22 protein-coding genes and 1 pseudogene are annotated in these 25092 nt (G+C 59.3%); 14 read left to right on the forward strand and 9 right to left on the reverse strand.

The genetic code is table 11. The annotated features are described in order from the left end of the window. Positions 1-122: 122 nt before the first annotated feature. Entirely contained in the window at positions 123-299 is a 177-nt protein-coding gene (locus PY650_RS14710) for a hypothetical protein (protein WP_285880070.1), read from the forward strand. Positions 300-615: 316 nt separating this feature from the next. Further along, positions 616-1014: a DUF1236 domain-containing protein gene (locus PY650_RS14715; protein ID WP_285880071.1), complete on the forward strand. Its 399-nt coding sequence runs from the start codon at positions 616-618 to the stop codon at positions 1012-1014. Between the two features lie 602 nt (positions 1015-1616). On the opposite strand, the gene PY650_RS14720 is transcribed toward PY650_RS14715, so the two are convergent. Continuing rightward, positions 1617-2273 (reverse strand): hypothetical protein, encoded by a 657-nt coding sequence (locus PY650_RS14720; RefSeq protein ID WP_285880072.1) that lies wholly within the window; start codon positions 2271-2273, stop codon positions 1617-1619. A 413-nt stretch (positions 2274-2686) separates the two neighbouring features. Between PY650_RS14720 and PY650_RS14725 the strand changes: the two are divergent. The 3 genes and pseudogenes from PY650_RS14725 to PY650_RS14735 form a co-directional block, all read left to right on the forward strand. Further along, positions 2687-3064, forward strand: a pseudogene (locus PY650_RS14725) (mannonate dehydratase); the annotation flags it as partial. A 160-nt stretch (positions 3065-3224) separates the two neighbouring features. Then, positions 3225-4880 (forward strand): MFS transporter, encoded by a 1656-nt coding sequence (locus PY650_RS14730; RefSeq protein ID WP_285880073.1) that lies wholly within the window; start codon positions 3225-3227, stop codon positions 4878-4880. 200 nt (positions 4881-5080) lie between these two features. After that, complete coding sequence (locus PY650_RS14735; protein WP_285880288.1) at positions 5081-6085, forward strand: HlyD family secretion protein; 1005 nt, start codon at positions 5081-5083, stop codon at positions 6083-6085. A 345-nt stretch (positions 6086-6430) separates the two neighbouring features. Here PY650_RS14735 and PY650_RS14740 read toward each other — a convergent pair whose 3' ends face one another. Then, positions 6431-7342, reverse strand: coding sequence for a LysR family transcriptional regulator (locus PY650_RS14740; RefSeq protein ID WP_285880075.1), 912 nt, complete (start codon positions 7340-7342; stop codon positions 6431-6433). 96 nt (positions 7343-7438) lie between these two features. Between PY650_RS14740 and PY650_RS14745 the strand changes: the two genes are divergently transcribed. Beyond that, positions 7439-8314, forward strand: a complete 876-nt coding sequence (locus PY650_RS14745) for an aldo/keto reductase family oxidoreductase (RefSeq protein WP_285880077.1) — start codon at positions 7439-7441, stop codon at positions 8312-8314. Between the two features lie 163 nt (positions 8315-8477). Then, positions 8478-9152 carry an HAD family hydrolase gene (locus PY650_RS14750; RefSeq protein ID WP_285880079.1) on the forward strand — a complete coding sequence of 225 codons (675 nt, stop codon included), beginning with the start codon at positions 8478-8480 and terminating at the stop codon, positions 9150-9152. 8 nt (positions 9153-9160) lie between these two features. Here the strand turns inward: PY650_RS14750 and PY650_RS14755 are convergent, their stop codons facing one another. After that, positions 9161-10183, reverse strand: coding sequence for a LacI family DNA-binding transcriptional regulator (locus tag PY650_RS14755; protein WP_285880080.1), 1023 nt, complete (start codon positions 10181-10183; stop codon positions 9161-9163). A gap of 94 nt (positions 10184-10277) precedes the next feature. On the opposite strand from PY650_RS14755, the gene PY650_RS14760 reads away from it, so the two are divergent. The 3 genes from PY650_RS14760 to PY650_RS14770 all read left to right on the forward strand — a co-directional run bounded on the left by PY650_RS14760 (position 10278) and on the right by PY650_RS14770 (position 14936). Beyond that, positions 10278-11471 carry a phytanoyl-CoA dioxygenase family protein gene (locus PY650_RS14760; RefSeq protein ID WP_285880082.1) on the forward strand — a complete coding sequence of 398 codons (1194 nt, stop codon included), beginning with the start codon at positions 10278-10280 and terminating at the stop codon, positions 11469-11471. A 98-nt stretch (positions 11472-11569) separates the two neighbouring features. After that, on the forward strand, positions 11570-12391 hold the full coding sequence (locus PY650_RS14765) for an SDR family oxidoreductase (RefSeq protein WP_285880084.1): 822 nt from the start codon (positions 11570-11572) through the stop codon (positions 12389-12391). A gap of 367 nt (positions 12392-12758) precedes the next feature. Next, positions 12759-14936 carry a CHASE2 domain-containing protein gene (locus PY650_RS14770; RefSeq protein WP_285880085.1) on the forward strand — a complete coding sequence of 726 codons (2178 nt, stop codon included), beginning with the start codon at positions 12759-12761 and terminating at the stop codon, positions 14934-14936. Between the two features lie 42 nt (positions 14937-14978). Here PY650_RS14770 and PY650_RS14775 read toward each other — a convergent pair whose 3' ends face one another. The 4 genes from PY650_RS14775 to queC all read right to left on the reverse strand — a co-directional run bounded on the left by PY650_RS14775 (position 14979) and on the right by queC (position 18061). Beyond that, positions 14979-15998 carry a FecR family protein gene (locus PY650_RS14775; RefSeq protein WP_285880086.1) on the reverse strand — a complete coding sequence of 340 codons (1020 nt, stop codon included), beginning with the start codon at positions 15996-15998 and terminating at the stop codon, positions 14979-14981. Between the two features lie 262 nt (positions 15999-16260). Continuing rightward, positions 16261-16998 carry a 7-carboxy-7-deazaguanine synthase QueE gene (gene queE, locus PY650_RS14780; RefSeq protein ID WP_285880087.1) on the reverse strand — a complete coding sequence of 246 codons (738 nt, stop codon included), beginning with the start codon at positions 16996-16998 and terminating at the stop codon, positions 16261-16263. Next, the gene (gene queD / locus PY650_RS14785; protein WP_285880088.1) at positions 16995-17351 is read right to left on the reverse strand and encodes a 6-carboxytetrahydropterin synthase QueD; all 357 of its coding nucleotides are present in this window, start codon (positions 17349-17351) and stop codon (positions 16995-16997) included. Before queD ends, queE begins: the two co-directional genes overlap by 4 nt. Next, positions 17351-18061: a 7-cyano-7-deazaguanine synthase QueC gene (gene queC, locus PY650_RS14790; RefSeq protein ID WP_285880091.1), complete on the reverse strand. Its 711-nt coding sequence runs from the start codon at positions 18059-18061 to the stop codon at positions 17351-17353. The genes queD and queC overlap by 1 nt, the downstream gene beginning before the upstream one ends. Positions 18062-18813: 752 nt before the next feature. Between queC and PY650_RS14795 the strand changes: the two genes are divergently transcribed. Then, entirely contained in the window at positions 18814-19719 is a 906-nt protein-coding gene (locus PY650_RS14795) for a hypothetical protein (RefSeq protein ID WP_285880092.1), read from the forward strand. Positions 19720-19860: 141 nt separating this feature from the next. Here the strand turns inward: PY650_RS14795 and PY650_RS14800 are convergent, their stop codons facing one another. Together PY650_RS14800 and PY650_RS14805 are read right to left on the reverse strand one after the other, a co-directional pair. Further along, on the reverse strand, positions 19861-20022 hold the full coding sequence (locus PY650_RS14800) for a hypothetical protein (RefSeq protein ID WP_285880094.1): 162 nt from the start codon (positions 20020-20022) through the stop codon (positions 19861-19863). Positions 20023-20244: 222 nt separating this feature from the next. Continuing rightward, a complete protein-coding gene (locus PY650_RS14805; RefSeq protein WP_285880096.1) occupies positions 20245-21507 on the reverse strand; it encodes an MFS transporter in 1263 nt (420 codons plus the stop codon). A gap of 224 nt (positions 21508-21731) precedes the next feature. Here PY650_RS14805 and PY650_RS14810 point away from each other — a divergent pair, with 224 nt between their 5' ends. From PY650_RS14810 to PY650_RS14820, 3 genes are all read left to right on the forward strand, one after another. Next, positions 21732-22637 carry a LysR family transcriptional regulator gene (locus PY650_RS14810; protein ID WP_285880098.1) on the forward strand — a complete coding sequence of 302 codons (906 nt, stop codon included), beginning with the start codon at positions 21732-21734 and terminating at the stop codon, positions 22635-22637. A gap of 159 nt (positions 22638-22796) precedes the next feature. Further along, positions 22797-23786: a zinc-dependent alcohol dehydrogenase family protein gene (locus PY650_RS14815; protein ID WP_285880100.1), complete on the forward strand. Its 990-nt coding sequence runs from the start codon at positions 22797-22799 to the stop codon at positions 23784-23786. A gap of 26 nt (positions 23787-23812) precedes the next feature. After that, positions 23813-24922 carry an alkene reductase gene (locus PY650_RS14820; RefSeq protein ID WP_285880101.1) on the forward strand — a complete coding sequence of 370 codons (1110 nt, stop codon included), beginning with the start codon at positions 23813-23815 and terminating at the stop codon, positions 24920-24922. Positions 24923-25092 lie beyond the last annotated feature (170 nt).

Below are 25092 nucleotides of genomic sequence, written 5' to 3' on the forward strand. Positions count from 1 at the left end.
AGTCGTGGACTTGCGCGGGAAGCAGGAACCAGACAACAAGGCGGCGGCGTAGCTTTAATCAGCTATGCACTGGTTTGTTTAGGTTCTGGAGAGCGGTTGAAGGATGGACGATTGTATATAGCATGACCGTTTCTGAAGAACGGCTTGAGGATTGCCGCGACGTCATTGAGCCCGACTTACAGGACCTGATCGAACGAACGATCGGCTCTGGCTTCTCCCGTGAGGAGGTGTTGATCGCGATCAGCGAATTGGCGGCCGAGGATTTTGCCGCAGCCGCGAAGTTGCCAAGCGTTCACTAGGGCTTAGTGCTGCAGGAAACGCCGAATCTTCTTTAGATCCTGGGTAAAGGCCAATCGGCTCCTCTCGTTCTCATCCGGCTCCCTGATCCTAAGGCACGGGCATCATCCGCCCAACAGGCTGCGGTCAGCCAGGTCCATTCGTCATACAATCTGCAATAGGTCCTTTAATCGTTGTGGGACCTTAGTCCCAACGAGGTGAGACCAAGGTCCCAATACACTCCGACTGAAGCCTCAAACCCGGAACTGACACGGCTCCCAATTGTTTGTCTTAGACGCCGCTACCCGCGGACGAATAGGAAACTCAAAGGAGAATCTGATGAAAGCGAAGGTACTTGGTATAGCAGCCATCTCGCTTGTATTGGCGAGCGGCTCTGCTTTTGCACAGTCGTCGACCGTTACTGGCGCCGCAGGCGGCGCAGCAACAGGTGCCGTCGTGGGTGGTCCGGTTGGGGCCGCAATCGGCGGTGTTGCGGGCGCTATTGTCGGTACCGCTATCGATCCGCCGCCGCAGAGAGTTGTGACCTACGTAGAAGAGCAGCCAATTCCTGACGATTCCGTTGTCGTTCGGGAAAAAGTCGTAGTCGGCCGGCCGCTGCCGGAAAGGGTGGTGATAAGACAGATTCCGGAAAATCCGAAATACGCCTACGCTGTGGTCAACCATCAACGCGTTATCGTGGAGCCTCAGTCACGGAAAGTGATCCGGGTACTCGAATAATCAACTATTGGAGCGCCTGACTGCTCTCCAACCACCCTCCCAAGACGCGAGCCCGGCGCCTCCCGAGCGCCGGGCGGGCCCGCTGGCCAGAACGACGAAAGACTGAAGGCACGTCTTACAGCATGTGCGCCCGGATCGTGCGCGCTGACAACGATAGCAGGTCCGACCATGCGCAGGTTCCGACCATGCCTTGTCGGACATGCGCAGGTCCGACCATGCCTGGTCGGTTGCGACCACAACCAGCTACAGCTTCGGCTATGACAACGCCGACTATCACTCCAGATCGATGCATCGCGTCCGAGGCAATGTCCACCATCATCTCCATTGCAGGAGCGGCACCGCGCCAACACATCAAGCCCGGCTCATCGTAAAGCAACAGCGCAATTGCCGTGGATTGGCATATATCCTCGAGGCCTGATAAGGCCAACGGCATCGACGTCCATTGAATCGGCCATCAGGACGCAGGATGTCTCTCGCGCTCATTCAACAATGCTGAATATTGAAGCAACGGCTACGGGCTTACACTGGCCCAAAAACCAGTCGGCGCGCGCGAGTTCGGCCTTCCGAACGAACGGAGAGCCGCGTCTCGGGTGCCGCATCTGCTACCATTTGATGCGATAATCCACCCTGACGTCGCCGGTAGGCGTCAACGTCAGGGGATCGTTGAACGAAGCGCTTAGATTGAGATTGGGGGCGATCGGCTGGTTGAACCCCAGCGTGCTGGAAAAGGCGCCATCGCGGTCCTTCACTGCGCCGCTCGCCGAAATCGACGTCCCGGTCGAAGCAAAGATCATGGTCACCCCTTGCGACGCGGTGACGGAAGCTGGCTCTGCCCGCGTCGCCACATAGTTCAGGTTCAGCGAACCCAACGTCTGCATGTCGATATCTTTCGAGAAGATCCAGCTTTGTGAGCGGCCAAGGTACAATGTTCCATCGCCCTTTAGCGTATCCATCCTCAGCGCCACCTCGCTTCGCAATTGGCCCGCAAGACTGCGGCGATCGTCGACTGCTTTTCCCCACAGCGTGGCAAGCTCGGAACCGCGTAGGATCTTTCCGCCGGCCGCGCCTGCGAGGCCGAGATCGGCACCGGCGCTCATCTCCCAGGCCATCGGCAGTCGAAAGCCGATTGTCGTCTGATAGGTTCGCGGGGCAAGCTTCACTGGTGACCAGATCACCAGATCGCTGGCGCCGGCCGTCTCAAAAAGCGGCGTGGTGCATAGCTGAACACAAAGAAAAGTGCGTGTTAAAACAAGTCTCATCGCAAAACCCAATTGTGCTCATGTCAGCGCCGGCACGCGAGGGCGCTGTATCGACAGCCGAATACAATGCGAAAATCGCATTCCGGCCTCGGATTGGTTTGGTTGAAAAGCGCCTGTCTGACGGTGCATTTCCTGCCATTTAGGCATTTGCACCATCGCGCATGGCAAAGGGCCTGCGCGCATCAAGCAGCTTTCATCTGCAAGGTTCCCATTCAAGGGATGGCTTGTAAACCCCACGGACTGAAGTTTTTTGCTGCGGTGCACATTTGCCGCACCTGTCTCGTCTTGGTGACGCGGGCCGGGGCGAGAGCGGTTCTATCTCTGGTCTTCCCGAAGATAGACCCGGTCGGCGCCGGCCAGAAGGGATTCAGTCACGCCAGCATCGCCTCGCGGATCGCCGGGCGCCCAACACCGAGAATGCCGCCGCTGCCGGCATATCCTCCGTCAAATACAACCTCAATATTATCGGCATTCCCCACACCGCATTGGAAATTGGCCGCGGCTAGTCGATGAATGAAGCATTTCGCTGGGAAAATGCCGACCACGACCCGCCGCCCTCGATCGCCGGCATTCTCAGCCAGGAGAAGAATTGGGAGCGCATCGATTATTTTCTGTCGCGCGTCGTTCCGGTTGCCCAGTCCTGTAAGGTGCGGCTTGCCTGCCATCCGCACGATCCGTATGCGCCACCTGGTTATCGCGGGGTCACACATATTCTTGGAACCGTCGAAGGCTTGAAGCAACTCGTGCAGATGCACGAAATTCCCTATCACAGGTTGAACTTCTGCCAAGGCCAGACGGCCGTGCCGCGTGTTGATGATCGACGGGGTTGCCAGTGGCATCGTCTATGTCGTCAAGCATGGCCCGCCGGCATATCGCCCTGTGCTGGCCGTCATCCTAGTAATTCTTCGCATCTTGTATTAGCATTTAATACTCGGTTGGCTTGTCCCTAAAATGTCACGCTATCTGGAACCAATTCCGAACTGGACATCCGACGAGCGGCCGCGAATGCCAGGCTCGCCGTCGACGCCGTACCATTCGCCAACGGCGAGATTGGCCTATGCGTTCGTGGGTGTGCTTGTTGGCATAACCGGCGGCCTCGGCAATGCCATGGTGTTGGCGAACCTGCCGCAGATTCAAGGCGAACTGGGGCTTACGCCGATCGAAGGCGCGTGGCTCCCTGCCGCCTGGGTGATGGTCAATGTTTCTTCCAATCTGATTCTGTTCAAGTGCCGTCAGCAGTTCGGGATACGTCGGTTCGCCGAGCTTGGGTTGATGGCTTATGTTTTGGCGACCGTTCTTCAGCTTGCCGCCCACAACTATCCGATGACCTTATTTGTCCGCGCAGTGACAGGGTTTGCATCGGCGCCCATCAGCGCACTTGCCAATTTTTATGTGATGCAAGCGTTCCCCAAAGCCAAGCTTGGAGCGGGCATGTGTATAGCTCTTGGTGTTAGTCAGCTTGCGACGCCTCTCGCGTGGATCCTGTCTGTGCCGCTACTCGATATCGGCGAGTGGCATGTGCTTTATGTTTTTGAGCTCGGCCTCGGTCTCTGTTCTCTTGCCGCCGTCGTCGTTTTGAAGTTGCCACCCGGTATTCGAATAAAGGTTTTCGAGCCTCTTGATGCCTTGAGTTTTCTGCTGATTTCCCCAGCCTTGGCGCTCATTGTCGCCGTGCTTGCGCAAGGTCGTGTTCAATGGTGGCCGGACCAGCCTTGGATGGCGCAAGCATTGATAGCTGCTCTGCTCCTTCTTCTGTGCGCATTCTATCTCGAGCATCACAGGGAGCGGCCACTGGTTCGCACACGCTGGCTGGGGACATCCGGTACGATACGCTTCACCTTGGGGGCGCTGAGCATTCGGCTGCTTCTGTCGGAGCAGACCTATGCCGCAACGGGATTGATGCGAACTTTGGGAATGGGACCCGATCAAATGCAACCGCTTTATTCGGTGATATTCATCGGAACGCTGACAGGCACCATCGTCTCCGCTCTGCTCTTCGGACCTAAGACGACGCTGCCCCTGATCTCCTCTTCGGTCGTCCTGATCATCATCGGGGGGTTGATGGACCGGCACGCCACGAGCCTGACCCGACCGCACGACCTCTTTGTCAGCCAGTTCTTTGTTTCCTGCGCTGCAGGAATGTTTATCGGACCGTTGCTTCTCTTCGGCGTCAATCGCGCCCTGGCAGAGGGCGCAGATCATATGGTTACCTTTATCGTGCTCTTTTCGATTACCCAGGGGATCGGCGGATTGGCGGGGCCGGCGCTATTCGCCACTTTCCAGCAATATCGCGAGCACGAATACTCGGCGCTTATAACTGCCCATACTCAGAAGACGGATCCGGCCGTCGCATTACGGCTGGCACTCCAGTCGCAGGTCTACAAACCCGTGGTCACGGATCCTGCGCTTCGAAACGCGCTCGGTGTGGCCGCGCTCTCGCAAATAGCCACGCGCGAGTCGAATGTTCGCGCGTACAACGACGTCGTTGTCTTGAACACGTTACTGGCGGTCATTTTCCTCGCTTGGACGATGACGCGCACCATTGTCCTTGCGCGCGTGGCGGCAGGGTCCAGCACGGCCTCAATCGAAGGAGTGCACTCGAGATGAGAGATCGCAAACCAGATGCTTTCGAAGAGCGGCCGTCGATGGAACCGTTGCGTGGCGCTCCGGTGGGCCTGGATCCGTCGCCTGATGGCGGCAAGGCACCAAACTGGCCGGGAGGCGCGGAGGGTTCGGCGACGGCGCCGGAAGCAGCCGTCGCTTTTCCGCCGAAGAAGTTGACCCCCCAGCCCCTGACGGTTGCCGCAATGCTCGTGGTGGCGATCATTGGCGTCACCCTCATCCTTTTCGCGTGGGGGCTGTGGCCCTTCGCATCAAGCATCGTGACGACCGACAACAGTTTTATTCGCGGTAAGATCACCGTCCTGTCTTCGCAGGTGAGTGGCTATGTGATCGATGTGCCGGCACGCGACTTTCAAAGGGTTCATGCCGGCGATACGCTGGTCAGGATCGATGACAGGACCTACAAGCAGCAACTCGAGCAGGCTCTGGCCCAGCGCGATCAGGCGATCGCAAACCTCGCCAACGTGGAACAGACGACGGCGCAAAACCGCGCTGAGATCGTTGCGCGCAAAGCGGATCTTCTGCAGGCCCAGGCTGAGCTGCAGCGAGCAGCGGCGGATACCACTCGCGTGGAAGCACTTGGTCGCCAGGGAGTTACCCCGCAGGCGCAGGCCGAGCAATCACAGGCGACCCTAAGCGCCGCCGAAGCGGGCGTTAAGCGCGCCGAGGCCGCCATCGCGATCGCGGAGCAGACACTGACATCCACGGAGGTTTCCAAACAGGGACTTCAGGCAGCCTTGCGGATGGCCGACGCGCAGGTCAACGTCGCGAGTATCAACCTATCGAATACGGTCATCACCGCTCCGAGAGATGGCCAAATCAGCGAGGCCTCGGTGCGTCTCGGGCAATTTGTGACGTCCGGATCGCAGTTGATGTTTTTGGTACCAGCGGACCTGTGGGTGGTTGCGAACTTCAAGGAGACCCAGACGAACGACATTCGCGTCGGTCAGCCCGTCTGGTTCACTGTCGACGCGCTCAATCGGGCGCGGCTGACAGGCAAAGTGGAAGAATTGTCGCCCGCAACCGGTTCCGAATTCAGCATATTGCGGCCGGATAACGCGACGGGAAACTTCACAAAAATCGTCCAGAGACTGCCGATTCGCATAGCCATCGATCGTGGTCAGCCCTTGGCCGAAAGGCTGCGGCCTGGAATGTCGGTCGTTACGCGGGTGGACACGTCGGAGCGGTAGACGGTTCTGACGAAATCAGCCGACTTGGATGTAAAGGCTGCGATCTGTTGGCGGAGAACAGCTGTCGACGGTGCCAAGTCCGAAAGATACGGCATTTTGGCTCCAGACATTCCCGGGTTCGGATTTAATGTGGAATGAGCCTCGTCCCTTATGATCGCTCATCTGCCTTTTGCCGAGCAGCATGATGATCGGACGCCCTTAGCCGTCACATACAGTGTGAAGCTTGGAATTCAGTCCATCTTTGGTTCGCCCTTAATGGGTCCTGAGCCCTAGAGACCCGATCGGGCTGCCTGCACTTCCCATCACCCCGCGCAGCTGAGACGCCATAGTGCGCGTCTAAAGACCTCAAGCCCGCTGAGCCGGTTTCTTGACGAATTCGATGAAGGCCCTTAGCGGCGCGGGCACGAGGCGGCGTCCGGGATAATAGAGGAACGGGCCCGAGAAGCGCAGCCACCATGGTTCGAGGATAGACTCGAGTGTTCCGCTGTTAAGATGCGGGCGCAGCCAGTCCTCGAAGAGGTATACGATCCCTGTACCGGCGATAGCCGCATCGACGGCAAGATCTGTCGCGCCGCCCAGGCGGACGATTAGTGGTCCTGTGCAATCGACCCGCAGCACCTCGCCGCCGCGCTCGAACTCCCATGGCGTCGTCATCGCACCGCTGGCGAAGCGGCCTAGCAGGCAGGCATGGCCGAGCAGTTCGCTCGGATGCTGCGGCCGGCCATGACGATCCAGGTAGGCCGGCGAGGCTGCGGCGGCGTAGCGCTGGACGCGCGGCCCGATCGGCACCGCGATCATATCCTGCTCCAGCCGCTCGTCATATCGGATGCCGGCGTCGCAACCGGCAGCCAGCACGTCGACGAAGCTCTCCTCGGTGATGACCTCAAGCCGGATGTCCGGATATTCGGCAAGGAATGGGGGAATGATGCTGGGCAGCACCAGTCGCGCTGCGCTGACCGGCACATTGAGGCGTAACGTCCCTGCCGGCCTGTCTCGAAACCTGTTGACGACGTCGAGGGCCTGCTCCACCTCGGTCAACGCCGGGCCGAGCCGCTCCAGCAAGCCTTTGCCCGCCTCGGTCGGAACGACACTGCGCGTGGTCCGGTTGAACAATCTGACGCCCAGCTGCGTTTCGAGGCGACGAACCGCTTCACTGAGAAAGGAGGGACTGCTGCCGCTTGCGCGCGCTCCCTCGCGAAAGCCGCCAGCATGCGCCACCGCCACAAAGGCATTGAGATCACCGAGATCGACTTTCATTGTTCGCCACTTCGCACAACCTGTGCCGGTTGTATCCGATTTTCATGCAGTGCGACAGCGCCTATCTTGCGGTCATCTCTTGGAAGGAGTTAGTTCATGTCCATCATCGATCAGTCCGGAACGTTCAATCTCGGCGAGCGCAGAGTGAAGCGGCTCGGCTACGGCGCCATGCAGCTCGCAGGGCCCGGTGTATTTGGCCCGCCTCGGGATCATCAAGCGGCGTTGGCAGTGCTGCGCGAGGCGGTCGAGAGTGGCGTAAACCACATCGACACCAGCGACTTCTATGGCCCGCATGTTACGAACCACATCATCCGCGAGGCGCTCCACCCCTATCGCGACGATCTGATTATCGTCACCAAAATCGGCGCGCGGCGCGGCGGGGATGGATCATGGAACCCGGCCTTTTCCGGCGAAGAGCTGACGAAGGCAGTTCACGACAATCTCCGTAATCTGGGCCTGGATGTAATGGAGGTGGTCAACCTTCGGATCATGTTCGACGTGCATGGCCCTGCCGAAGGGTCGATCGAAGCGCCTCTGACAGTCCTAGCAGATCTCCAGCGGCAAGGTCTGGTCCGTCACATCGGGTTGAGCAACGTCACGCCCAAGCAGATTAACGAAGGCCGCGGGATCACCGAGATCGTCTGCGTGCAAAACCAATACAATCTGGCTCATCGAGCTGACGATGCCCTGATTGACGATCTTGCCCGCGACGGCATCGCCTATGTGCCGTTCTTTCCGCTCGGTGGGTTCACGCCGCTGCAATCGTCCACGCTGTCCAATGTCGCCGCACGCCTCGGCGCCACGCCCATGCAGGTGGCGCTTGCCTGGCTGCTGCGTCGCGCGCCGAACATCCTTTTGATCCCCGGCACCTCGTCCGTCGGTCATCTGCGAGAGAACCTCGCCGCCGCCGGGCTCATGCTGCCGGATAATTTTGTCAAGGAACTGGACCACATGGCGAGCATCGCCTCCTGAGGCTATCGATAAATCGCGGCCGATCCGATGCTACGCCAGGTCCTCGCCCGTGGCGTAGCGCAGGCGCCAAACTCGAGGGCGCAGAACACAAAAATCCTCTACCGCATCCCTTCCCCATTGATGCCTTTCGCGCCGCCCCTAGATCCAAAACATGGAGAGCACGATGCGCATCGAACATGCCTTTCTATTCGACCTCGACGGCACGTTGGTAGACAGCGTCTATCAGCACGTGCTTGCCTGGAAAGAGGCCTTGGATGCCGAGGGCATAGATCTCTCGATATGGCGTATCCATAGGAAAATCGGCATGAGCGGCGGACTGTTCACCAATCAGTTGCTCCGTGAAACCGGCATTGAGATAACTGACGAGAAGAATGAGCGCTTGCGGCAGCTTCACGCCGAAGCCTATCGCCGCCTCGGCGCCCAGATACGACCTCTGCCCGGCGCAAGCGAACTCCTTCAATGGCTTTCGGACGCGAAGATTCCGTTCGCGATCGCCACAAGCGGTCGCATGGAAACGGCAGCGGTCAATATTGCCGCCTTGGGAATTGACCCGGAGGCGTTCCCGATCGTTACCCGAGACAAGGTCAAATATGCCAAGCCCGACCCCGACCTCTTCATCGCCGCAGCAGAAGCCCTCGGGGTTGCGATAGAAAGTTCGGTTGTCGTCGGGGACGCCATTTGGGACATGCTTGCGGCGACGCGTTGCAAGGCGCTCGGGGTCGGGCTGCTGAGCGGCGGCTATGGCCGCGAAGAACTCAAGGATGCCGGCGCGATCCGCGTCTATGAAGATCCGGCCGACCTTCTCTATCACATCGATGAAGTGGGAGGACGGCGCTAAGCGACGAATTAGTTCCTCGCAGGCATATTGTAGGGCGTGATAATTTCCACTGCCGACAGCAGCGCCGGCGCGACACGCTCTTTCACCAGCCCGCTCATAATTGCCCGAAATGCCGAACGAGCGTCTGTTCGCAGGTCGTGATGCAGCACAAAACCGATCTTACCCGCGGCAAGCAGTGCACGATTGTCGGCATCGAGATCATGCGCGACAAAAATGCGGATGTCCCTGCCGGCCTCCTCGAAAGCGGCAAGCACGGCCCTGTTTCCGCCACCGATCGAATAGACAGCATTGATTGCTGCATCCGCCGCTATAGCACGCGCCGCAAGGATTCCGGTGGCCGTGTCAGCGCCGTGACCTTCGCTGATCTCGGTAACGCCGATCTCAGGAAAGCGCTCGCGGAGAACGCGGCGAAAGCCGATCTCCCGCTCCTCCTCGCCGCGAAACCGGCCACTCGACAACGTCACAAGCACCCTGGCGGCTGCTCCAGCAAAGCAGTTGCCGATCAGGTAGGCGGCCGTCTCGCCGGCGGCACGATTGTCGGCGCCAGCGTAAACCGCACGGGTAGAATTCGGCAGGTCCGTCACCAAGGTGACAACGGTGATCCCCGCCTCGGTCGCACGCTCGACCGCAACCACGACTTCGGGAACATCGGGAGCCTTCAAGACAATTCCATGGGTGCCTCGCAGTCGAATGCGATCGAGCAGTTGCGCCAATTCGATGGGCTTCATGACTTCAGCGAAATGAAAACGGCAGCGGAAGACCGTCGGCAGAAAGGTCGTCACTTCCACTTCGAAGGCGGCCCGGACTGCATCGGAAAAACGCTCCGGTGTCTCCATGACGATATCGATCGCCAGCGTCCGCCCGCTTGCCGCAACACCCGCCTGCTGTTTTTCCAGCTCGGCGATCGCCGCCTTCACCCGCATCGCGGTCTGCCGGCGAACACCTGCCCGTCCATTTAGCACCCGGTCGACGGTGGCGGTGCTGAGGCCGGCTTGAAAAGCGATGTCCTTGACGAGAAATGGATGTGACACGCGGTTCGATCTGATGGTTTTTTGATGGATTTATGATCTATAACACACCTGCATCTGCCATATAGTGCCTTCATCAGGGATGGAGGAACATCTGATGAAAGCCGACAATCTTCAGAAATTGCGGGCTGTTCGCGTCTGGTTGACCGAGAATGCGTGCGACCTCGGCGAATTCCGCGCGGCTGCCGAGAACACAACTTTGCTTTCTAACTATCCGACCGCCGATCACGTCGAGAAAAACGTTCTGATCTACGATAGCCGCAAGGTCCTGGCCGATATCGCCGATCCCCAGAGACGCCGCGCCGTGCTCGCCGAAATCTGCGAGGCAATCGGGGACGGCCCCGGTGTCGCCGTCTTCAAACATGCCTACGAGGATCTTTCCGTCATCGACCGCGCCAGCGCGATTTTCGAGGACATCATCGAGGCGCAGCACCGCACGGCCACCGGCGGCGGGGATCATTTCGCCAAGCCGGGCGCCAATGATCGCATTTGGAATTCGCTGGAAAAGCATTGTCTCGCTGATCCCCAAAATTTCGCGGAATATTACAGCAATGCCATTGTCGCGATTGCCAGCGAAGCCTGGCTCGGACCGAACTACCAGATGACGGCGCAAGTAAACCGCGTCAATCCGGGCGGTGAAGCACAATCCGCGCACCGCGATTACCACCTGGGTTTCCAGTCGTCGAAATTGATCGAGCAGTATCCGGCCCATGTGCACAGGCTCTCGCCGGTTCTGACCTTGCAGGGCGCGGTTGCCCATTGCGACATGCCGCTCGAAAGCGGACCGACGCTTTTCCTGCCGCATAGTCAGACTTACGTGCCAGGCTATCTTGCATTGAAGCGCCAGGAATTTCGCGATTATTTCGATCGCAACCATGTTCAGCTTCCGCTCGAAAAAGGCGATGTCGTCTTCTTCAATCCCGCACTTTTCCATGCGGCCGGCAACAACCGCTCGGCTGACATCAAGCGCGTGGCAAATCTACTACAGGTTTCCTCTGCCTTTGGCCGCGCCATGGAGACGGTCAATCGCGAACGCATGTGTGCCCGCCTGTTTCCGGCGCTGAAGGTGCTGAAATCTGAAGGCAAGCTCTCCGATATGGAAGTGTCGAACGCCATTGCCGCCTGCGCCGAAGGCTATTCCTTCCCCACCAACCTCGACCGCGACCCGCCGCTCGGCGGCCTTGCGCCGAAGACGCAGGCTCAACTGATGCATGAGGCGCTGCAGGAGAACTGGAGCGACGAAGCTTTTACCGAGGCTCTCGCTAAGCAGGCCGAGAAAAAACTGACCTGACTGCGCCGGAGGCGCCGGGTCATACACAACACCAAAGCCTCTTGCCACGCGAGGCGCTTTTGCAAGGTCACACCGGACCAATTTAGGGAGGAAACCACATGAGCACAGACCACAGCCGTCTCGACGGCAAGATCGCGATCGTCACCGGCGGCACACAGGGGCTCGGCGCCACCATTGCTCGTCTCTTTGCCGACCGCGGCGCCAAAGGCATCGTCATCTGCGGCCGCAACGAAGTAAAGGGCAAAGCCAAGGCTGAGGAGATTTCGGCCGCAACAGGCACCGAGGTCGTCTATGTCAAAGCCGATCTCGGCAAGGTCGAAGAGGCACGCAATGTCGTGCATGTCTGCGACCAGACCTTCGGTCGCGTCGATGCGCTGGTCAATGCCGCCGCCATCACAGATCGTGGCACCATTTTGGACACCAGTCCCGAGCTTTTCGACGCCATGTTCGCCGTCAATGTCCGGGCGCCATTCTTCTTGATGCAGGAAACCGTCAAGGTCATGCGGCGCGAGAAGATCGAAGGCACGATCGTCAACATCGGCTCGATGTCGGCCAAGGCCGGCCAGCCCTTCATCGTCGCCTATTGCGCTTCCAAGGGCGCGCTGGAAACACTGACGAAAAACACCGCCTACGCGCTGCTGCGCAACCGTATTCGCGTCAACGGCCTCAACATTGGCTGGATGGCCTCAGAAGGCGAAGACCGGATCCAGAGGCAATATCACGATGCGCCGGCCGACTGGCTGGAAAAGGCCGCAGCGAGCCAACCCTTCGGTCGGCTGGTCGACCCGCAAGAGGTGGCCCGCGCCTGCGCCTATCTGTCGTCGCCCGAATCCGGTCTCATGACCGGCTCGGTGATCTGTTTCGACCAATCGGTTTGGGGCGCTTACGACGGATCACCGCACCCGATGGCCGCGCTTTGAACAAAACGCGAAAACTATCGGCGCGCGGGAATGCGCGCCGACTTCTTTGAATGCCGTTCCAGATTGTCGTGCGGATATGACGCACGCGTCCCTGCCCCGTCCAAGAGTCATCATTTCTATTTCAAAGTTCATCCGGATCTGCAAACGACAGGATCGGCGGCTGTGCCAGCGCGTCTAAGAGACTCATGCTAGACATGGTCTCGTGGAAGCTTTGTTCTGTACCTCTCGATGCTTTGCTCATTGCGTCATTCACAGGAACAAGGCAGCATATTCTTCATTGGCGCGGCGGCAGGCCAATAGACCCTAGTATTTCTTTCGCAATGCTACTTATCGCAGTGACCTTGGCACGAAGGGGACTGACATCGCAATGGTGACACGCGCTCAGCAAATCGGCGTCATTATCGGCTTGGCGATTGTCGCGGCACTGACAATTCTGCGGGCAAGCGATCCCCAGTTGCTAAAGCTCGCCCGTGAATTGACATTCGACCAGTATCAACGCCTGGTGCCTCGCACCTTCGAGAGCCAGCCTGTGCGGGTTGTCGACATTGACGAAGCGTCGCTGCGAGAGTTCGGCCAATGGCCATGGCCAAGAAATCGGATTGCCGCCCTTGTGGACAGGCTCTCCGATATGGGTGCAGCCGCTATCGCTTTCGATGTTCTTTTCGCCGAGCCCGATCGCCTTTCGCCTCGCAATGTCATTCGTGACGTGACTGGCGTTGATCCCGCGTTGCTTGGGCAATTACCTGATAATGATGAGATTTTTTCGCAATCGCTGTCCGGAAGGCCCGTGGTGCTGGGCTTCGGCCTATCCAACGAAGGAAACTATCTGCCGCCCGTCAAAGCCGGATTTGCGTACACGGGTGAAAGTCCTTTCGGCGCGCCGCCCGCGATCAAGGCCGCAACTCCGCTGCAGCCGCAGCTGGAGGCAAATGCAGCGGGCATCGGGCATATTAGCCTCAATCCGGGCACGTCATCCGCGGTCGTACGCGCGGTTCCGCTTTTCCTCAGTGACGGCAAGCAGCTTTACCCCAACCTTGCGATCGAGGCGCTGCGCGTTGCACAGGGGGCCTCCACTTACATATTGGACAGTGCGCCAGACGCGCCGAACACGATGACGCGGGTCAAGGTCGGGGAATTCGTGGTGCCAGTCACCGCGGCGGGCGAGCTCTGGCTCTACGTGAGCCGCGACACCAAGGAAAGATATATTTCCGCAAGCAAGGTGCTCACGGCCGGAGACGTCTCCGCCGATATCAAAAACGCCATCGAAGGCAGCATCGTGTTCGTCGGGACATCTGCTGCGGGTCTGCAGGATATCCGCACGACCGCCCTGGATGAAAACGTGCCGGGTGTCTCCATCCATGCGCAGGTTGTCGAGCAAATCCTTTCAGGTCGCTTTCTTTCCCGACCGGATTGGGCAAATGGACTGGAAATCCTGTCCATCGCGGTGCTGGGCAGCCTTCTGGTGATCCTGACCACTTTCGTCACTCCAGCCGTCGCGCTCGCTTGCGGTCTGCTGATTACGCTTCTCGCTCTCGTCGCCTCCTGGGTGGCCTTTCTCTATGCGGGACTTCTCTTCGACCCGCTGGCACCGATCGTTGCGGGATCGATCACGCATTTCGCCGCGACCGCCTTCCGCTTTCTCGTGACCGACCGGGAGCGGCGCGACGTACGACGGGCTTTCGGCCATTATCTTTCACCTTCTCTGCTTTATCGCATAGAGCATACGCGTGATGCCCTGCGTCTCGGAGGAGATGAGCGCGAATTGACGGTCATGTTCGTCGATGTCAGAAACTTCACTCAGATCAGTGAGCAGATGACACCGAGCGCCTTGGTTGCGTTTCTCAACACGCTGCTCGATGCGTTGAGCCACCATGTCATCGCGAATGACGGCACGCTCGATAAGTTCATCGGGGATTCGATCATGGCCTTTTGGAACGCTCCCATTGATGTGCCCGACCATGCTTTCAAGGCCGTGCGTGCAGCCCTAGGCATGCGTGAAACGCTTGCGCGCCTTAACAAGAGCGATGCGTTCGGTTTCGGGGATGAACGACAGGTCAGCATAGGAATCGGCATACACACCGGCCTTGCCTGCGTAGGCAATATGGGCGCTGAGACACGCTTCAACTACTCCGCGGTCGGCGATGCCGTCAACATTGCAGCGCGAATCGAATCCACCTGCAAGGACATCATTTTCGACATTCTGGTGTCCGAACCCACGGCAAGCTTGCTGTCCGATTGCGCGCTGCTCGAAGCGGGAGCGTTGACGCTGAAAGGCAAGAGCATGCGAACCAACCTGTTTGCTGTGGTCGGCGATGCGCGTCTGGCAAGATCTGGCGAATTTGTTGAGCTTCACGCAGCGCACAAGCGGCTTGTCGAGGCCTTGCGAACACATCAGACGGGGACCCGCAAACTCATCGGCATCGCAAAACTCAAGGCGCAGGCCGCGGCAGCGGGATTGCTGCAGGAGTTCTATGGTCAGATCTCGCGCAGAGCCGCGCACTTCGCCGACGAGCACGCCGATAGAGCCGATCATGCCGACACATAATACGCATCGCGATCTCTGAGACTATTTCCTTGCGCTCTAAGGCTACCGATGATGATGCCCGCCATCATTGTCGCCATGATCATTGCCTTGGCCGTTACTGTCGCCGTTGCCCCAACTGTGATCGCCCCAGTGATGGTCATGATGATGATCGTGATCATCATCATGATCATCATGCTTATCCGGCCTGTCAGGCGTGCTCGGCGGGCTCGCAACATCCGGCGTACTGGGAGTTTGCTGCGGACCCGGCGCGGCCGGCGCCTCGGCGCGCGGTGATTGAGGCGTGCTCGGCGTGCTAGGCGAACTGGGAGTATCGGGCGACGACGGCGCAGGACTATGTGCCGGATCGCTGTGTGGGGATGTACCGTTTGGCCGGTCTCTCATCGCGGTCGATAGGCCACAATCGCCGCCGCCGGCAAAGGCCATTCTACCCGAAAGCGTTTGATCGCCAGACAGGAACGGTAGGGCTCGCTGGTTGCCGAGCGTCTTGAGAATATCGCGATTGACCCGGCGCGGATCACTTATCTCGCCATTGCGTTTGGCGACCACGCAATCGCATTGCGCCCTCAAATTCCTGCAGCCGCCCGCACCGCAAAATTGAGCGGCGCCGTTCAACAAAACGACCGCCGTCGTGCCGTTGGGGCCGACATAGAAATCAAACGCTGTTCCGCGCACACCGATCGTTCCGGCCGGCGTCACGATTTGATAGGCCGAGTGGTTCGAATTTCCGCTCATCCAGCGGAAAGTACCCTTCGCGGCGTTAATGGTGAGCTTTTTAACGGAACCCGAGTCGTCGAAGACGAACTTGTCGATGACCACCGAGGAGCCGGCTCCGACAGCCAATTTCGTGCCATCTCGAAAGGTGAACTGACCGAGGCCGGAAATGGATGTGCGAATTCGCTCGTCCCGATGGACCGGATCATCGACCGCCATGGGACCGCTCGCGCCGGAGACTTCAGTTTTGATCAAGACCGCCTCGCCGACCTTCTCGTCGGCTTTCGAAGGTAGCGGAGCGAACAGCGTGACGCTCAGCATAGCAATTGCGGCGTCACGCAGATACACCATCCAGACCCCCACAAAGATTATCTATGTGTTACCATAGGATAGCCGTTGGGGCCCATCATCCATTCTGAGTATAATATATGTAGCCAGCGCTACTGACTGGTATGTTTGCGCCTGAAACTGAACTCCAAAATAGTTATTTTTGCGCTTCTTTGGAAACTCTTCCTCGCAACTATCACGTTTGTATTATTGGAGTCGGGTTTTCCGTTTCAGTGGAGGTCGCCCTCAAATCGGCCGTCGTTTGTCGAGATTTGACACGCCAACGCTAAACACCGCGTTTGTTACCCCAAAGCAGAACATGCAGTTGCGGTAGTACCCGTGCCTCGAACCATCCATCATTCGTCACCTTGTCCACGAGCCACCGCATCCGGTCCATGATGCCGTCTATATCGATCATCGCGTCGTCCTGATCGGGCGGAGGCGGCGTGTGGTTGCCAGGCTGCAGATAGATCGACAGACGCGGATAGCGGGTTGAGGCATCGCGCGCATAGGCATAGTCGCGGTCATCGAAAACGACGATCTTCAGTGCGATCTGCGGTCTATCGCCCGCCTGACGGAGACAGTCGTCGAATGCATCCCAATCCGTTACCATACCGCTCGAAGGCGGCTTCGGGCTAAGCACCAGCACATCGAGTTCGGCGAACCACTCTTTCGCGATGCTCGCCTGGGTTTCCAACGCAAAGCTGTAGCCTTGATCATGGCCGCGGGCGATCAGCGGACCGAGCGGCTGGATCGCCGGATTGCCGCCTGAAAGCGATACCGTCAGTGGTCTGCCTCCGGAAAGGCGGGTCACCTTTTGCCAGATCTCGTCTACCGACATCTGCTGCCATTGATCGCGATTGTCGCTGTCGACCGCATGCAGCGTATCGCACCAGGAGCAGCGGTAATCGCAGCCGCCCGTCCGCACGAACACCGTCGGAAGGCCGATCAATATTCCCTCGCCCTGGATTGTCGGCCCGAATATCTCGCTGACGCGAATCCGGGTTTCGCGCGCCTCGCTCATGGTCGATATTCCGCCCAGGTCTTCGGTGTCTCGCTGACACGCACCGCCGAAGTCTCGGGCAGCCTCTGCTTGCACCAATCATAGAAGTGCTTCGCCAGATACTCAGACGTCACGCGGTCATGACCGAGAACCTCGTTCAGGTGCCGATGGTCGAAACGCTCGTCGATGTAGCGCTTCAGCGGCGCGAGCTCGTGATAATCGCGGACAAAACCGTCAGCATCGAGCTCGGCAGCCGAAAGCTCCACCTCCACGATATAATTGTGCCCATGCAGCCTGGCGCACTGATGGTCGGCAGGAAGGTGTGTCAGTTGGTGTGAGGCCGAGAAGTGGAATTGCTTGGTGATGCGGAACATCACTTCACCTCCTCGGCCGAAAAGCCTGCCGTCGCCGCAACCCAGAAATCCGGATCGTCATATACCGTCGGATCTTCAACGCCAGCGAGATGGAAGGCCTCGCGCCGTTCCACGCAGGTGCCGCAACGGCCACAGTGATGTATGCCGCCCTTGTAGCAGGACCAGGTTTCTTTAAACGGCGTGCCGCTTTTCGCGCCGTCGGTCACGATGTCGGCCTTGGAGATGTTGACATAGGGTGCATAGAGCGAAACGCTGGCGTAGCCGTCCAGGGCGTGGTTCTGCATCTGCTGAAAGGCATCGATGAAGCCAGGCCGGCAGTCCGGGTAGATGAAATGATCGCCGCCATGAACGGCAACGGCGACGGCGTCCACTTTCTGCGCGGCGGCAAGGCCGAAGGCTATCGCAAGCATGATTGCGTTGCGGTTCGGAACGACGGTCGCCTTCATCGTTTGCTCGGCATAGTGTCCATCCGGCACCTCGACGTCGCCGGTCAGGGCCGATCCGGTCAGGTGCCTGCCGATGGCGGTGATGTCGATGATATGATGCGGTACGCCGAGGCGCTTGGCGCAGGCGGCGGCAAAATCCAATTCCTTGCGATGCCGCTGTACGTAATCGAACGAGATGAGTCCGATGAGTTGATGTTCCGCAGCGACCTTGTGGGCGAGCGAAACGGAGTCCAATCCGCCGGAGCAGACGACGATAGTCTTCATAGTTTGGATCCCTTGTTTTGACCGGGTGGGCTGCGACCGGTTATTTTAGCTTTCTAAAAGCTATGCGTGGGTCAGTAGCAGCAGAACCCCCGGGAAGCAAGGTGCATGCAATCCCACAAATGAGATTCGCGCTGACGCCGTCAGGATTAAACCTGGAGAAGTGTAGATCTCAGTCAAGATGGGGGATAGCCGCAAGGGTTGCCCTTGTTGGCGCTCTCGCTTTGGCGGATGCCGCATGACACTAGCACAGGATTCGACAGCCCGATATTTTCGACGCCTGCTTCGGGGTAGACGATGGGGCGCCGATCCTCAGCAAACCTTCGCGTACACCGCGACAATGCCGGTTAGCCGCTGTCGCAGGGCCGCCTCATCGAAACAAATGTCGACAATGCTCTGCTTGAAGCCATGAAGACGAGACCTGCGACCACCGTCACCGTGACCACTCTGGACAGGAAAAGCATGCCGATCAAACTAATGCTCGACGCCCTTCCAGGAGCATTCGCAGCGATGAAAGCGGCAGACCGGGCGGCAAGTCATACTGCCTTAGCCAAAGCAGTCGCCATCCTCTTGGATCGCAATCGCGACAGGCACAAGTACCTCACGTGATATCTTGTTTGGAGCGTTACGCTTGCTTCTTAAGATTAACAACGCATCTTGGAAGGCAAAGAAAACCAGAGTATTTATGCGGGGTGTATCGAATATTAGGACTAAGCTTTAGCCCGTTCTAAAGTAATGAAAGAGTGCTGGCGCTAATGGCTTTCACGGCAAAAGAACTCAGTCGAAACGAGAACTTCCTATCCGCTATATTACACAGCGCGAATGAACTGATGGCGATCTACAATGAGAATCCTCGCATCGCCTCGATTTTCGCCGCACAGCAAAGATGGCTTCTAGCGCATGCCGGCTATGCCCTGTTTCTCGGCTATCCGGATCATCCTGTGCCGGGACTCTATGCGGGTCGGTTTGTCGATTTCGCGGTCAGGCACAAAATCGCGAGCCGTAACACCGCGGCGGCGTTCCTGAAGGAAATGGTTGCCTATCGTTACGTTCGACCGATCGCCGGCAGTTCCGACCGCCGCATTAGGTTGCTTGAACCGACCGAGACGACCAACGAATACATGGCCCGATGGATCTATACGCATTTGCTCGTCCTCGATACGCTGGACGGCGGCAACAGGATGACCAGAACGACCGCTAGCGCCGGCTCAGTGCTGCGAATGCAGCCTGTGATCGCCAAGATGATCATGGACAGCGAAAGCCTGAGGAATCCCGGCGTGACCTTCGCCCTATTCAACTGGGCGACCTCCGGCGGCGCGGTGATGGACTATCTCATCTCTCGAATCAGCAAGATCGATTCCACCTCGGACAGAGTCTTGGTCGGCGCAATCTCACCGAAAGTCATCCAGAGCCAATTCATGATTTCAAGTGCTCATCTGAAGCGGCTTTTGAAGCAGGCAACAGAACTCGGAAGCGTCGGTTGGGTCGGCGTTCCGGGCAAAAGCAGCTTCTGGCTTTCCCGAGACTTCGTCTCGGAATATTGGAACTACCAAGCCGAGAAATACGCAATCGTCGACACCGTCAGCCAGGCAGTCCTCGGCCAACTGGGCGATCCAGCCGAATCTGGCGAAGAGTTTCTCGCTCTCGCAATTTCCGCGTAAGAGTAGCAACCCTCAAAGCGAAGCGGCTGCCACGCCTTCCGATCGAATATCGGGCAATTGTTCCGTGAAGTGGGTGCTTGCCCCGCATTTCAAGACGGCTCTGGCACCATCTGAGGACGGCCGGGGCAAGGATCGATGAGCTCAGCGCTCGTCGGCGGGCGTGGGGACGATCTCGTCGGCTGGGTCGATCTCCGGGACAGCCTTAAACGGTGAGCGCTCGACCTGTACCAGCCGCCACTCGCTTTCCAGACGATCGACTACATGCGCGGGTATTTCCGTCCGGACGGTATCACGCTCTTGCATTAAGGCCTCCCTTATAAAGACATTAGCTGAATGCCACGCGAGAAATGCTTTGTAAATCACAGCATTAAAAAGTTTAAACGATTGAATTTATTTTAATCGATTAAAGCCTCCCCGCTGCGTCCAACCCTTGCACTCTTCCTGTCGCGAATCGAACAAATCAAGAAATGAGCCGAACGCTGCGTCGCCATTGCGATGTCGGCGAGAGTGGGCCGGGTTGGTGGATCAGGTCCGGTCGCGCCGCCAAGCGAAGGCCGACACGGCTATAGCGCAGAGCATGCAGGCCGCGCCGGCGGCGCCGATCCAGGCTACCGAAGCCAGCGTGATAACAACGGACCCCAAGATTGCGCCGAGTGAGAAGCCGAGATACATGAATGAAGCGTTGAGCGAGAGAACGACCGGCGTATGGCTGAGGCCGGCAACGCCGACAAGCCGTGCCTGCTGTGGCGGGAAGAAGCTCCAGGCGCTCAGACCCCATAACGCGACCAGCGGCAGGATCGCCAGGAGTGCGTGGGGCGCCCAGATCAGCGCTACCATTGTCAGACTCGCGAAGGTCAATGCCGATATCGGCAGGGCAACAGCCTGAGCCCTTCGAGTGCCAAACCGATCATTGGCGTGGCCACCGAGCGTCACCCCACCAATGGCGCAGATGCCGAGCAATGTCAGAACGAGACCAGCCTGTTCGGGTGCCAGGTCCGCAGCAGACACCAGGAAAGGCGACACATAGGTGTAAACAACGTAGGCGCCGGTCGCCCAAAGAGTCGTTGTCAGCAACGCCGAAAACACGCCGGGCATCACGGCGACCGAGAGGCGTTCCCTCAGCCCAGCGGGCGCGCTGGCTGCGATTTCGCGTGGAAGCCTGATGCCGAGCACCGAGAGAGCAATCGCCGAAAGGCCGGCAACGCCGACGAACGTCGCCCTCCAGCCAAAATGTGCGCCAACAAGGGCACCGGCCGGAACACCGAGCGCGACCGCGACGGTAATGCCGCCATTGACGATTGCCAGAGCTCGGCCGCGATATGCGGCAGGCGCCAGCGCGCTAGCGACGGCATTGGCGTTCGGCACATAGAGTCCGGCCGCAAATGCAAGCAGGACGCGAGCGCCCGCCAGCCACCAATAGCCGGGGGCCGCTGCCGCAATCAGATTGGCAACGACAAACCCGGCGAGCGATACCATCAGAAGGCGGCGCCTCGGCCAGGCCGCCGTCAGCGCGGTCAGGATCGGTGAACTCAAGGCGTAGGTCAGAGCGAAGATCGTCACGAGCTGGCCTGCAGCTTGAACGCTCGTGCCCAAGGAGGTCGCGATCGACGGCAGGATCGCCGCAATCATGAAACCCTCTGTGCCAACGGCGAAAGTGCCAAGCGCCAGCGTGTAGAGTGTGCCGCGATCATAGTCCGGTTTGGCCAGCGCAGCCTGGTTACGGCAATGCTTGGCGCTTCCGCTGGTCGAGGTATCTGCTGTGACTGCGCAGTCGGAAGAACCGCTCATCCCGTTCTCCTGAAGATCGTTGCACTGGGCGCCGTACTGGCGGCCGGAACGTCGTCGCGCCGAGGCCGTCATAGAGGCCACCTGCACGGCGTTCTGCTTTGCACAGTCAATTTGGACGGGACAAAATAGATCCGCTAGCGGCTGATTTAGGCTAACTTCTATGTATATAATACATTAATCGCGTGGAGCCGCAGTTGGCGGGCTCTGAAAGGAGCCGATGTAATTTGATCAAGGATAATTTCGCCCTTCGCCTCTATACGCGCGTCGCCCGTCTCGGCAGCTTCTCTGCCGCGGCGCGGGAGTGCGGCTTGTCGCAATCCCAGGCGTCGCGGATTGTGGCCGATCTGGAGGCCGAGCTCGGTGTCAGATTGTTGTCGCGTACCACGCGGGCCGTCGTGCCGACCGAAGCCGGCGGAGAATTCCTCGCGCGGGTCGAGCCCATTCTCGCGGCGTTAGACGAGGCGGAGCATAGCGTGCGCGAGGGGGGCGAACTGCGCGGGCTTCTGAGGATGAGCATGCCGACCAGCTTCGGCATTCGCGATGTCATCCCGCGCCTGGCCTCTTTCGCCGAAAGGCACCCGGATCTGCGTATCGAGCTTCAGCTCGGCGACCGGCGGCAGGACCTCGTCCGGGATGCCGTGGATGTCGCCATACGGCTTGGTCGGCTTCCCGATGCTACTGCTACGGCGAAGCGGATCGCGACGATTCCGCGTGTGGTCGTAGCCTCGCCTGAATATCTTGACCGATTCGGTGCGCCCGAGACACCAGACGATCTCGTTCGGCATCGCATTGTCGGCGGCACCGCCGCTGCAGTGCCGACAGCCTGGCGGTTCGAACGACATGGCCAGGAATCGGCCATAAAGCTCGATCCGCATTTCTTGACCGACGAGAATGAAGGGGCCATTGCGGCAGCGGTTGCGGGATTCGGCATCACCTCGACAAGCGGCTGGGCCTGCCGCCGCGAGTTGGAGAGTGGGGCGCTGGTGCGCCTGCTTCCCGATTGGACATTGGCCGGCATCCCCGTCCACGCCTATTTCCCGATGGGGCGAGCGACACGCGCCGCAGCGCGTGCCGCGATCGATCATCTCGTCTCTGCCTTCGAACGCAGTCCATCGGTCGTGCCCGGCTGAATGCCTTCAAGATTGGACGGCAATGGCGCAAATACTGGGCGCTCCTCTTCTGATTGATGTATTTCATGCATAGAAATTAGCGGAATTTTGAAGCTACCGGCCAGAACCGCCACAGACGATGTTCGCCCTCACCAACAATCAAAGTGAGGGCTTTCGATTATGACCCGCTCCGTCCGCATCCACGATTTCGGTGATGCCAACGTCCTCCGCATCGAAAATGTCGAGGTCGGGGAGCCGGGCAGAAGCGAAGTCCGCCTTCGTATCCGCGCGATCGGCCTCAACCGCACAGAGATTACTCTCCGTTCCGGTCGGTCGCCTGCGAAACCGCCGTTGCCTACCGGTCTTGGCTTCGAAGCGGCCGGCGTTATCGAGGCGCTTGGTCCGGATGTCACCGGATTTTCGGTTGGCGATCGGGTTGCCCTCGTGCCGGCCTACGGCGCCGCGCAGTATGCGCTCTATGGCGAAGCCGCGATCGCGCCGGCCCGCTCGCTAGTGATGATCCCGGACGATGTAGGCTTCACCGAGGCCGCCGCGACCTGGACCGCCTATGGCACGGCCTGGGGCGGGCTGGTGGCTGTCGGCGCGCTCAAGGCCGGCCAGAGTGTGCTCATTCCCGCTGCCTCTAGCGGCGTCGGCCTAGCTACTATCCAGATCGCTCATCGGCTGGGTGCGCGTCCGATCGCGCTGACCCGCACCTCGGCGAAAGCGAACGATCTTCGCCACCTCGGTGCCTCAGCGGTCATCGCAACCACCGAGCAAGACGTCGTGGCCGAGGTCAAAGCCCTCACTGGGGGCAAGGGCGCGGAACTAGTCTTTGATCCGGTCGGCGGTCCTGAGTTCGCGACGCTTGCCAAAGCCACCGCCGCTGGTGGCACCCTCGTGGTCTACGGCGCTCTCGACATACGGCCGACGATCGTGCCGCCTTTCGAGATCTTCGCGCGCGATCTGGCGATACGGGGCCTCGCCCTGACCGCCCTCACGCGCGATGACCCAAAACTCGCATCGCTGAAGCAGTTCGTCAGCGAAGGCCTAGTCCAGGGCGCCTTCCATCCGACGATCGCGCGCACCTTCACCTTCGACCAGATCGCCGATGCTCACCGCTTCATGGAAGCCGGCGAGCAGATCGGGAAGATCGTGATCACCCTCTGACCCCTCGCTTTCAAAGGAAATCTCTGATGACTACCCAGCCTCTGTTCACTCATTATCGCATGGGCGATCTCGTTTTGCCGAACCGGATCGTCATGGCGCCACTCACCCGCATGCGGGCTGGCACACACGACCATGTACCGACGGCCCTACAGGCGGAACATTACGCCCAGCGGGCGAAAGCGGACCTAATTGTCACCGAGGCGACCGCGATCAGCCCAGACGGGTTCGGTTGGGCCGACACTCCTGGCTTATGGACCTCGGATCAGGTTCGTGGCTGGCGCCGCGTCACCGACGCCGTCCATGCCGCGGGCGGGCGTATCGTCGCCCAGCTCTGGCACACCGGCGCTATCTCTCATCCCAATTTACGCGGCGGAGCGCTCCCACTGTCGGCCTCTGATGTCAATCCGGAGCAAGTATCCGTCACCGCTGCCGGGCGCGTGCCGACCGTGACACCGCGTCCAATGACCCGAGATGAGATCCGGCAGACCGCCGCCGACTATGCCCGAGCGGCGCGCAACGCGCTGGAGGCCGGCTTCGATGGCGTGCAGATTCTGGCCAACTATCTCTATCTGTTGGCTCAATTCCTGAACAAGACGACCAATCGGCGGACCGACGATTATGGTGGCGAGATTGAGGACCGTGCTCGCATTCTGTTCGAGGTTGTCGAGGCCGTCCTCAACGAAGTCGAGCCGTCGCGTGTGGGAGTGAAAATCAGCCCGATGCACGAAGGGGGCCCCTTTGCCGCAAATGACGAGACGCTGCCGATGGCAGAATACGCCATTCGCGAACTTAACGGCTATGGCCTCTCGCATCTCCTTCTGATGGGCGCCACCACCGACTTCACTGGCACGCCGCTTGAGCCGCTGATGGGCGATGGAATGTTCCGTCATTTCCGCCCGATTTTTAAAGGAACGCTCATCGCGAACGTCCAGATGGATGCCGAGCGCGGTAATCGGCTGATAAACGGAGGCCTCGCCGATCTCGTGGCGTTCGGTCGGCCGTTCATCGCCAATCCGGACCTAGTCGAACGTCTGAGGACCGGCGCGCCGCTCGCCGAGATCGACTGGACGACCGTCTATGCATCGGGTCCCAACGGCTATTCCGATTACCCGGCTCTGCAGCCGGCGAACCTCTGAACCATCACCCAATCCGAACACGGAAGGAATTGACCATGTCCAAAACCACACCGGAAGAAAACAAGAGGCTTATGTTCGAAGCCTCCGACACGCTCTTTAACAAGCGCGACTATGCAGCCTCCGAACGCTGTTGATCGGATCACTACATCCGGTATAGCGCCCATATCGCG

This window comes from Martinezella calliandrae (genome assembly GCF_030272695.1).
GTDB classification, from domain to species: domain Bacteria; phylum Pseudomonadota; class Alphaproteobacteria; order Rhizobiales; family Rhizobiaceae; genus Rhizobium; species Rhizobium calliandrae.

Coding starts and splice junctions, on each gene's coding strand:
- PY650_RS14735 (WP_285880288.1), top strand. CDS start 5,081: ATGCTCGTGGTGGCGATCATTGGCGTCACCCTCATCCTTTTCGCGTGG.
- PY650_RS14800 (WP_285880094.1), bottom strand. CDS start 20,022: ATGCAAGAGCGTGATACCGTCCGGACGGAAATACCCGCGCATGTAGTC.
- PY650_RS14720 (WP_285880072.1), bottom strand. CDS start 2,273: ATGAGACTTGTTTTAACACGCACTTTTCTTTGTGTTCAGCTATGCACC.
- PY650_RS14815 (WP_285880100.1), top strand. CDS start 22,797: ATGACCCGCTCCGTCCGCATCCACGATTTCGGTGATGCCAACGTCCTC.
- queD (WP_285880088.1), bottom strand. CDS start 17,351: ATGTTCCGCATCACCAAGCAATTCCACTTCTCGGCCTCACACCAACTG.
- PY650_RS14710 (WP_285880070.1), top strand. CDS start 123: ATGACCGTTTCTGAAGAACGGCTTGAGGATTGCCGCGACGTCATTGAG.
- PY650_RS14740 (WP_285880075.1), bottom strand. CDS start 7,342: ATGAAAGTCGATCTCGGTGATCTCAATGCCTTTGTGGCGGTGGCGCAT.
- PY650_RS14775 (WP_285880086.1), bottom strand. CDS start 15,998: ATGGTGTATCTGCGTGACGCCGCAATTGCTATGCTGAGCGTCACGCTG.
- PY650_RS14745 (WP_285880077.1), top strand. CDS start 7,439: ATGTCCATCATCGATCAGTCCGGAACGTTCAATCTCGGCGAGCGCAGA.
- queE (WP_285880087.1), bottom strand. CDS start 16,998: ATGAGCGAGGCGCGCGAAACCCGGATTCGCGTCAGCGAGATATTCGGG.
- PY650_RS14715 (WP_285880071.1), top strand. CDS start 616: ATGAAAGCGAAGGTACTTGGTATAGCAGCCATCTCGCTTGTATTGGCG.
- PY650_RS14760 (WP_285880082.1), top strand. CDS start 10,278: ATGAAAGCCGACAATCTTCAGAAATTGCGGGCTGTTCGCGTCTGGTTG.
- PY650_RS14750 (WP_285880079.1), top strand. CDS start 8,478: ATGCGCATCGAACATGCCTTTCTATTCGACCTCGACGGCACGTTGGTA.
- PY650_RS14795 (WP_285880092.1), top strand. CDS start 18,814: ATGGCTTTCACGGCAAAAGAACTCAGTCGAAACGAGAACTTCCTATCC.
- queC (WP_285880091.1), bottom strand. CDS start 18,061: ATGAAGACTATCGTCGTCTGCTCCGGCGGATTGGACTCCGTTTCGCTC.
- PY650_RS14805 (WP_285880096.1), bottom strand. CDS start 21,507: ATGAGCGGTTCTTCCGACTGCGCAGTCACAGCAGATACCTCGACCAGC.
- PY650_RS14770 (WP_285880085.1), top strand. CDS start 12,759: ATGGTGACACGCGCTCAGCAAATCGGCGTCATTATCGGCTTGGCGATT.
- PY650_RS14765 (WP_285880084.1), top strand. CDS start 11,570: ATGAGCACAGACCACAGCCGTCTCGACGGCAAGATCGCGATCGTCACC.
- PY650_RS14820 (WP_285880101.1), top strand. CDS start 23,813: ATGACTACCCAGCCTCTGTTCACTCATTATCGCATGGGCGATCTCGTT.
- PY650_RS14730 (WP_285880073.1), top strand. CDS start 3,225: ATGTCACGCTATCTGGAACCAATTCCGAACTGGACATCCGACGAGCGG.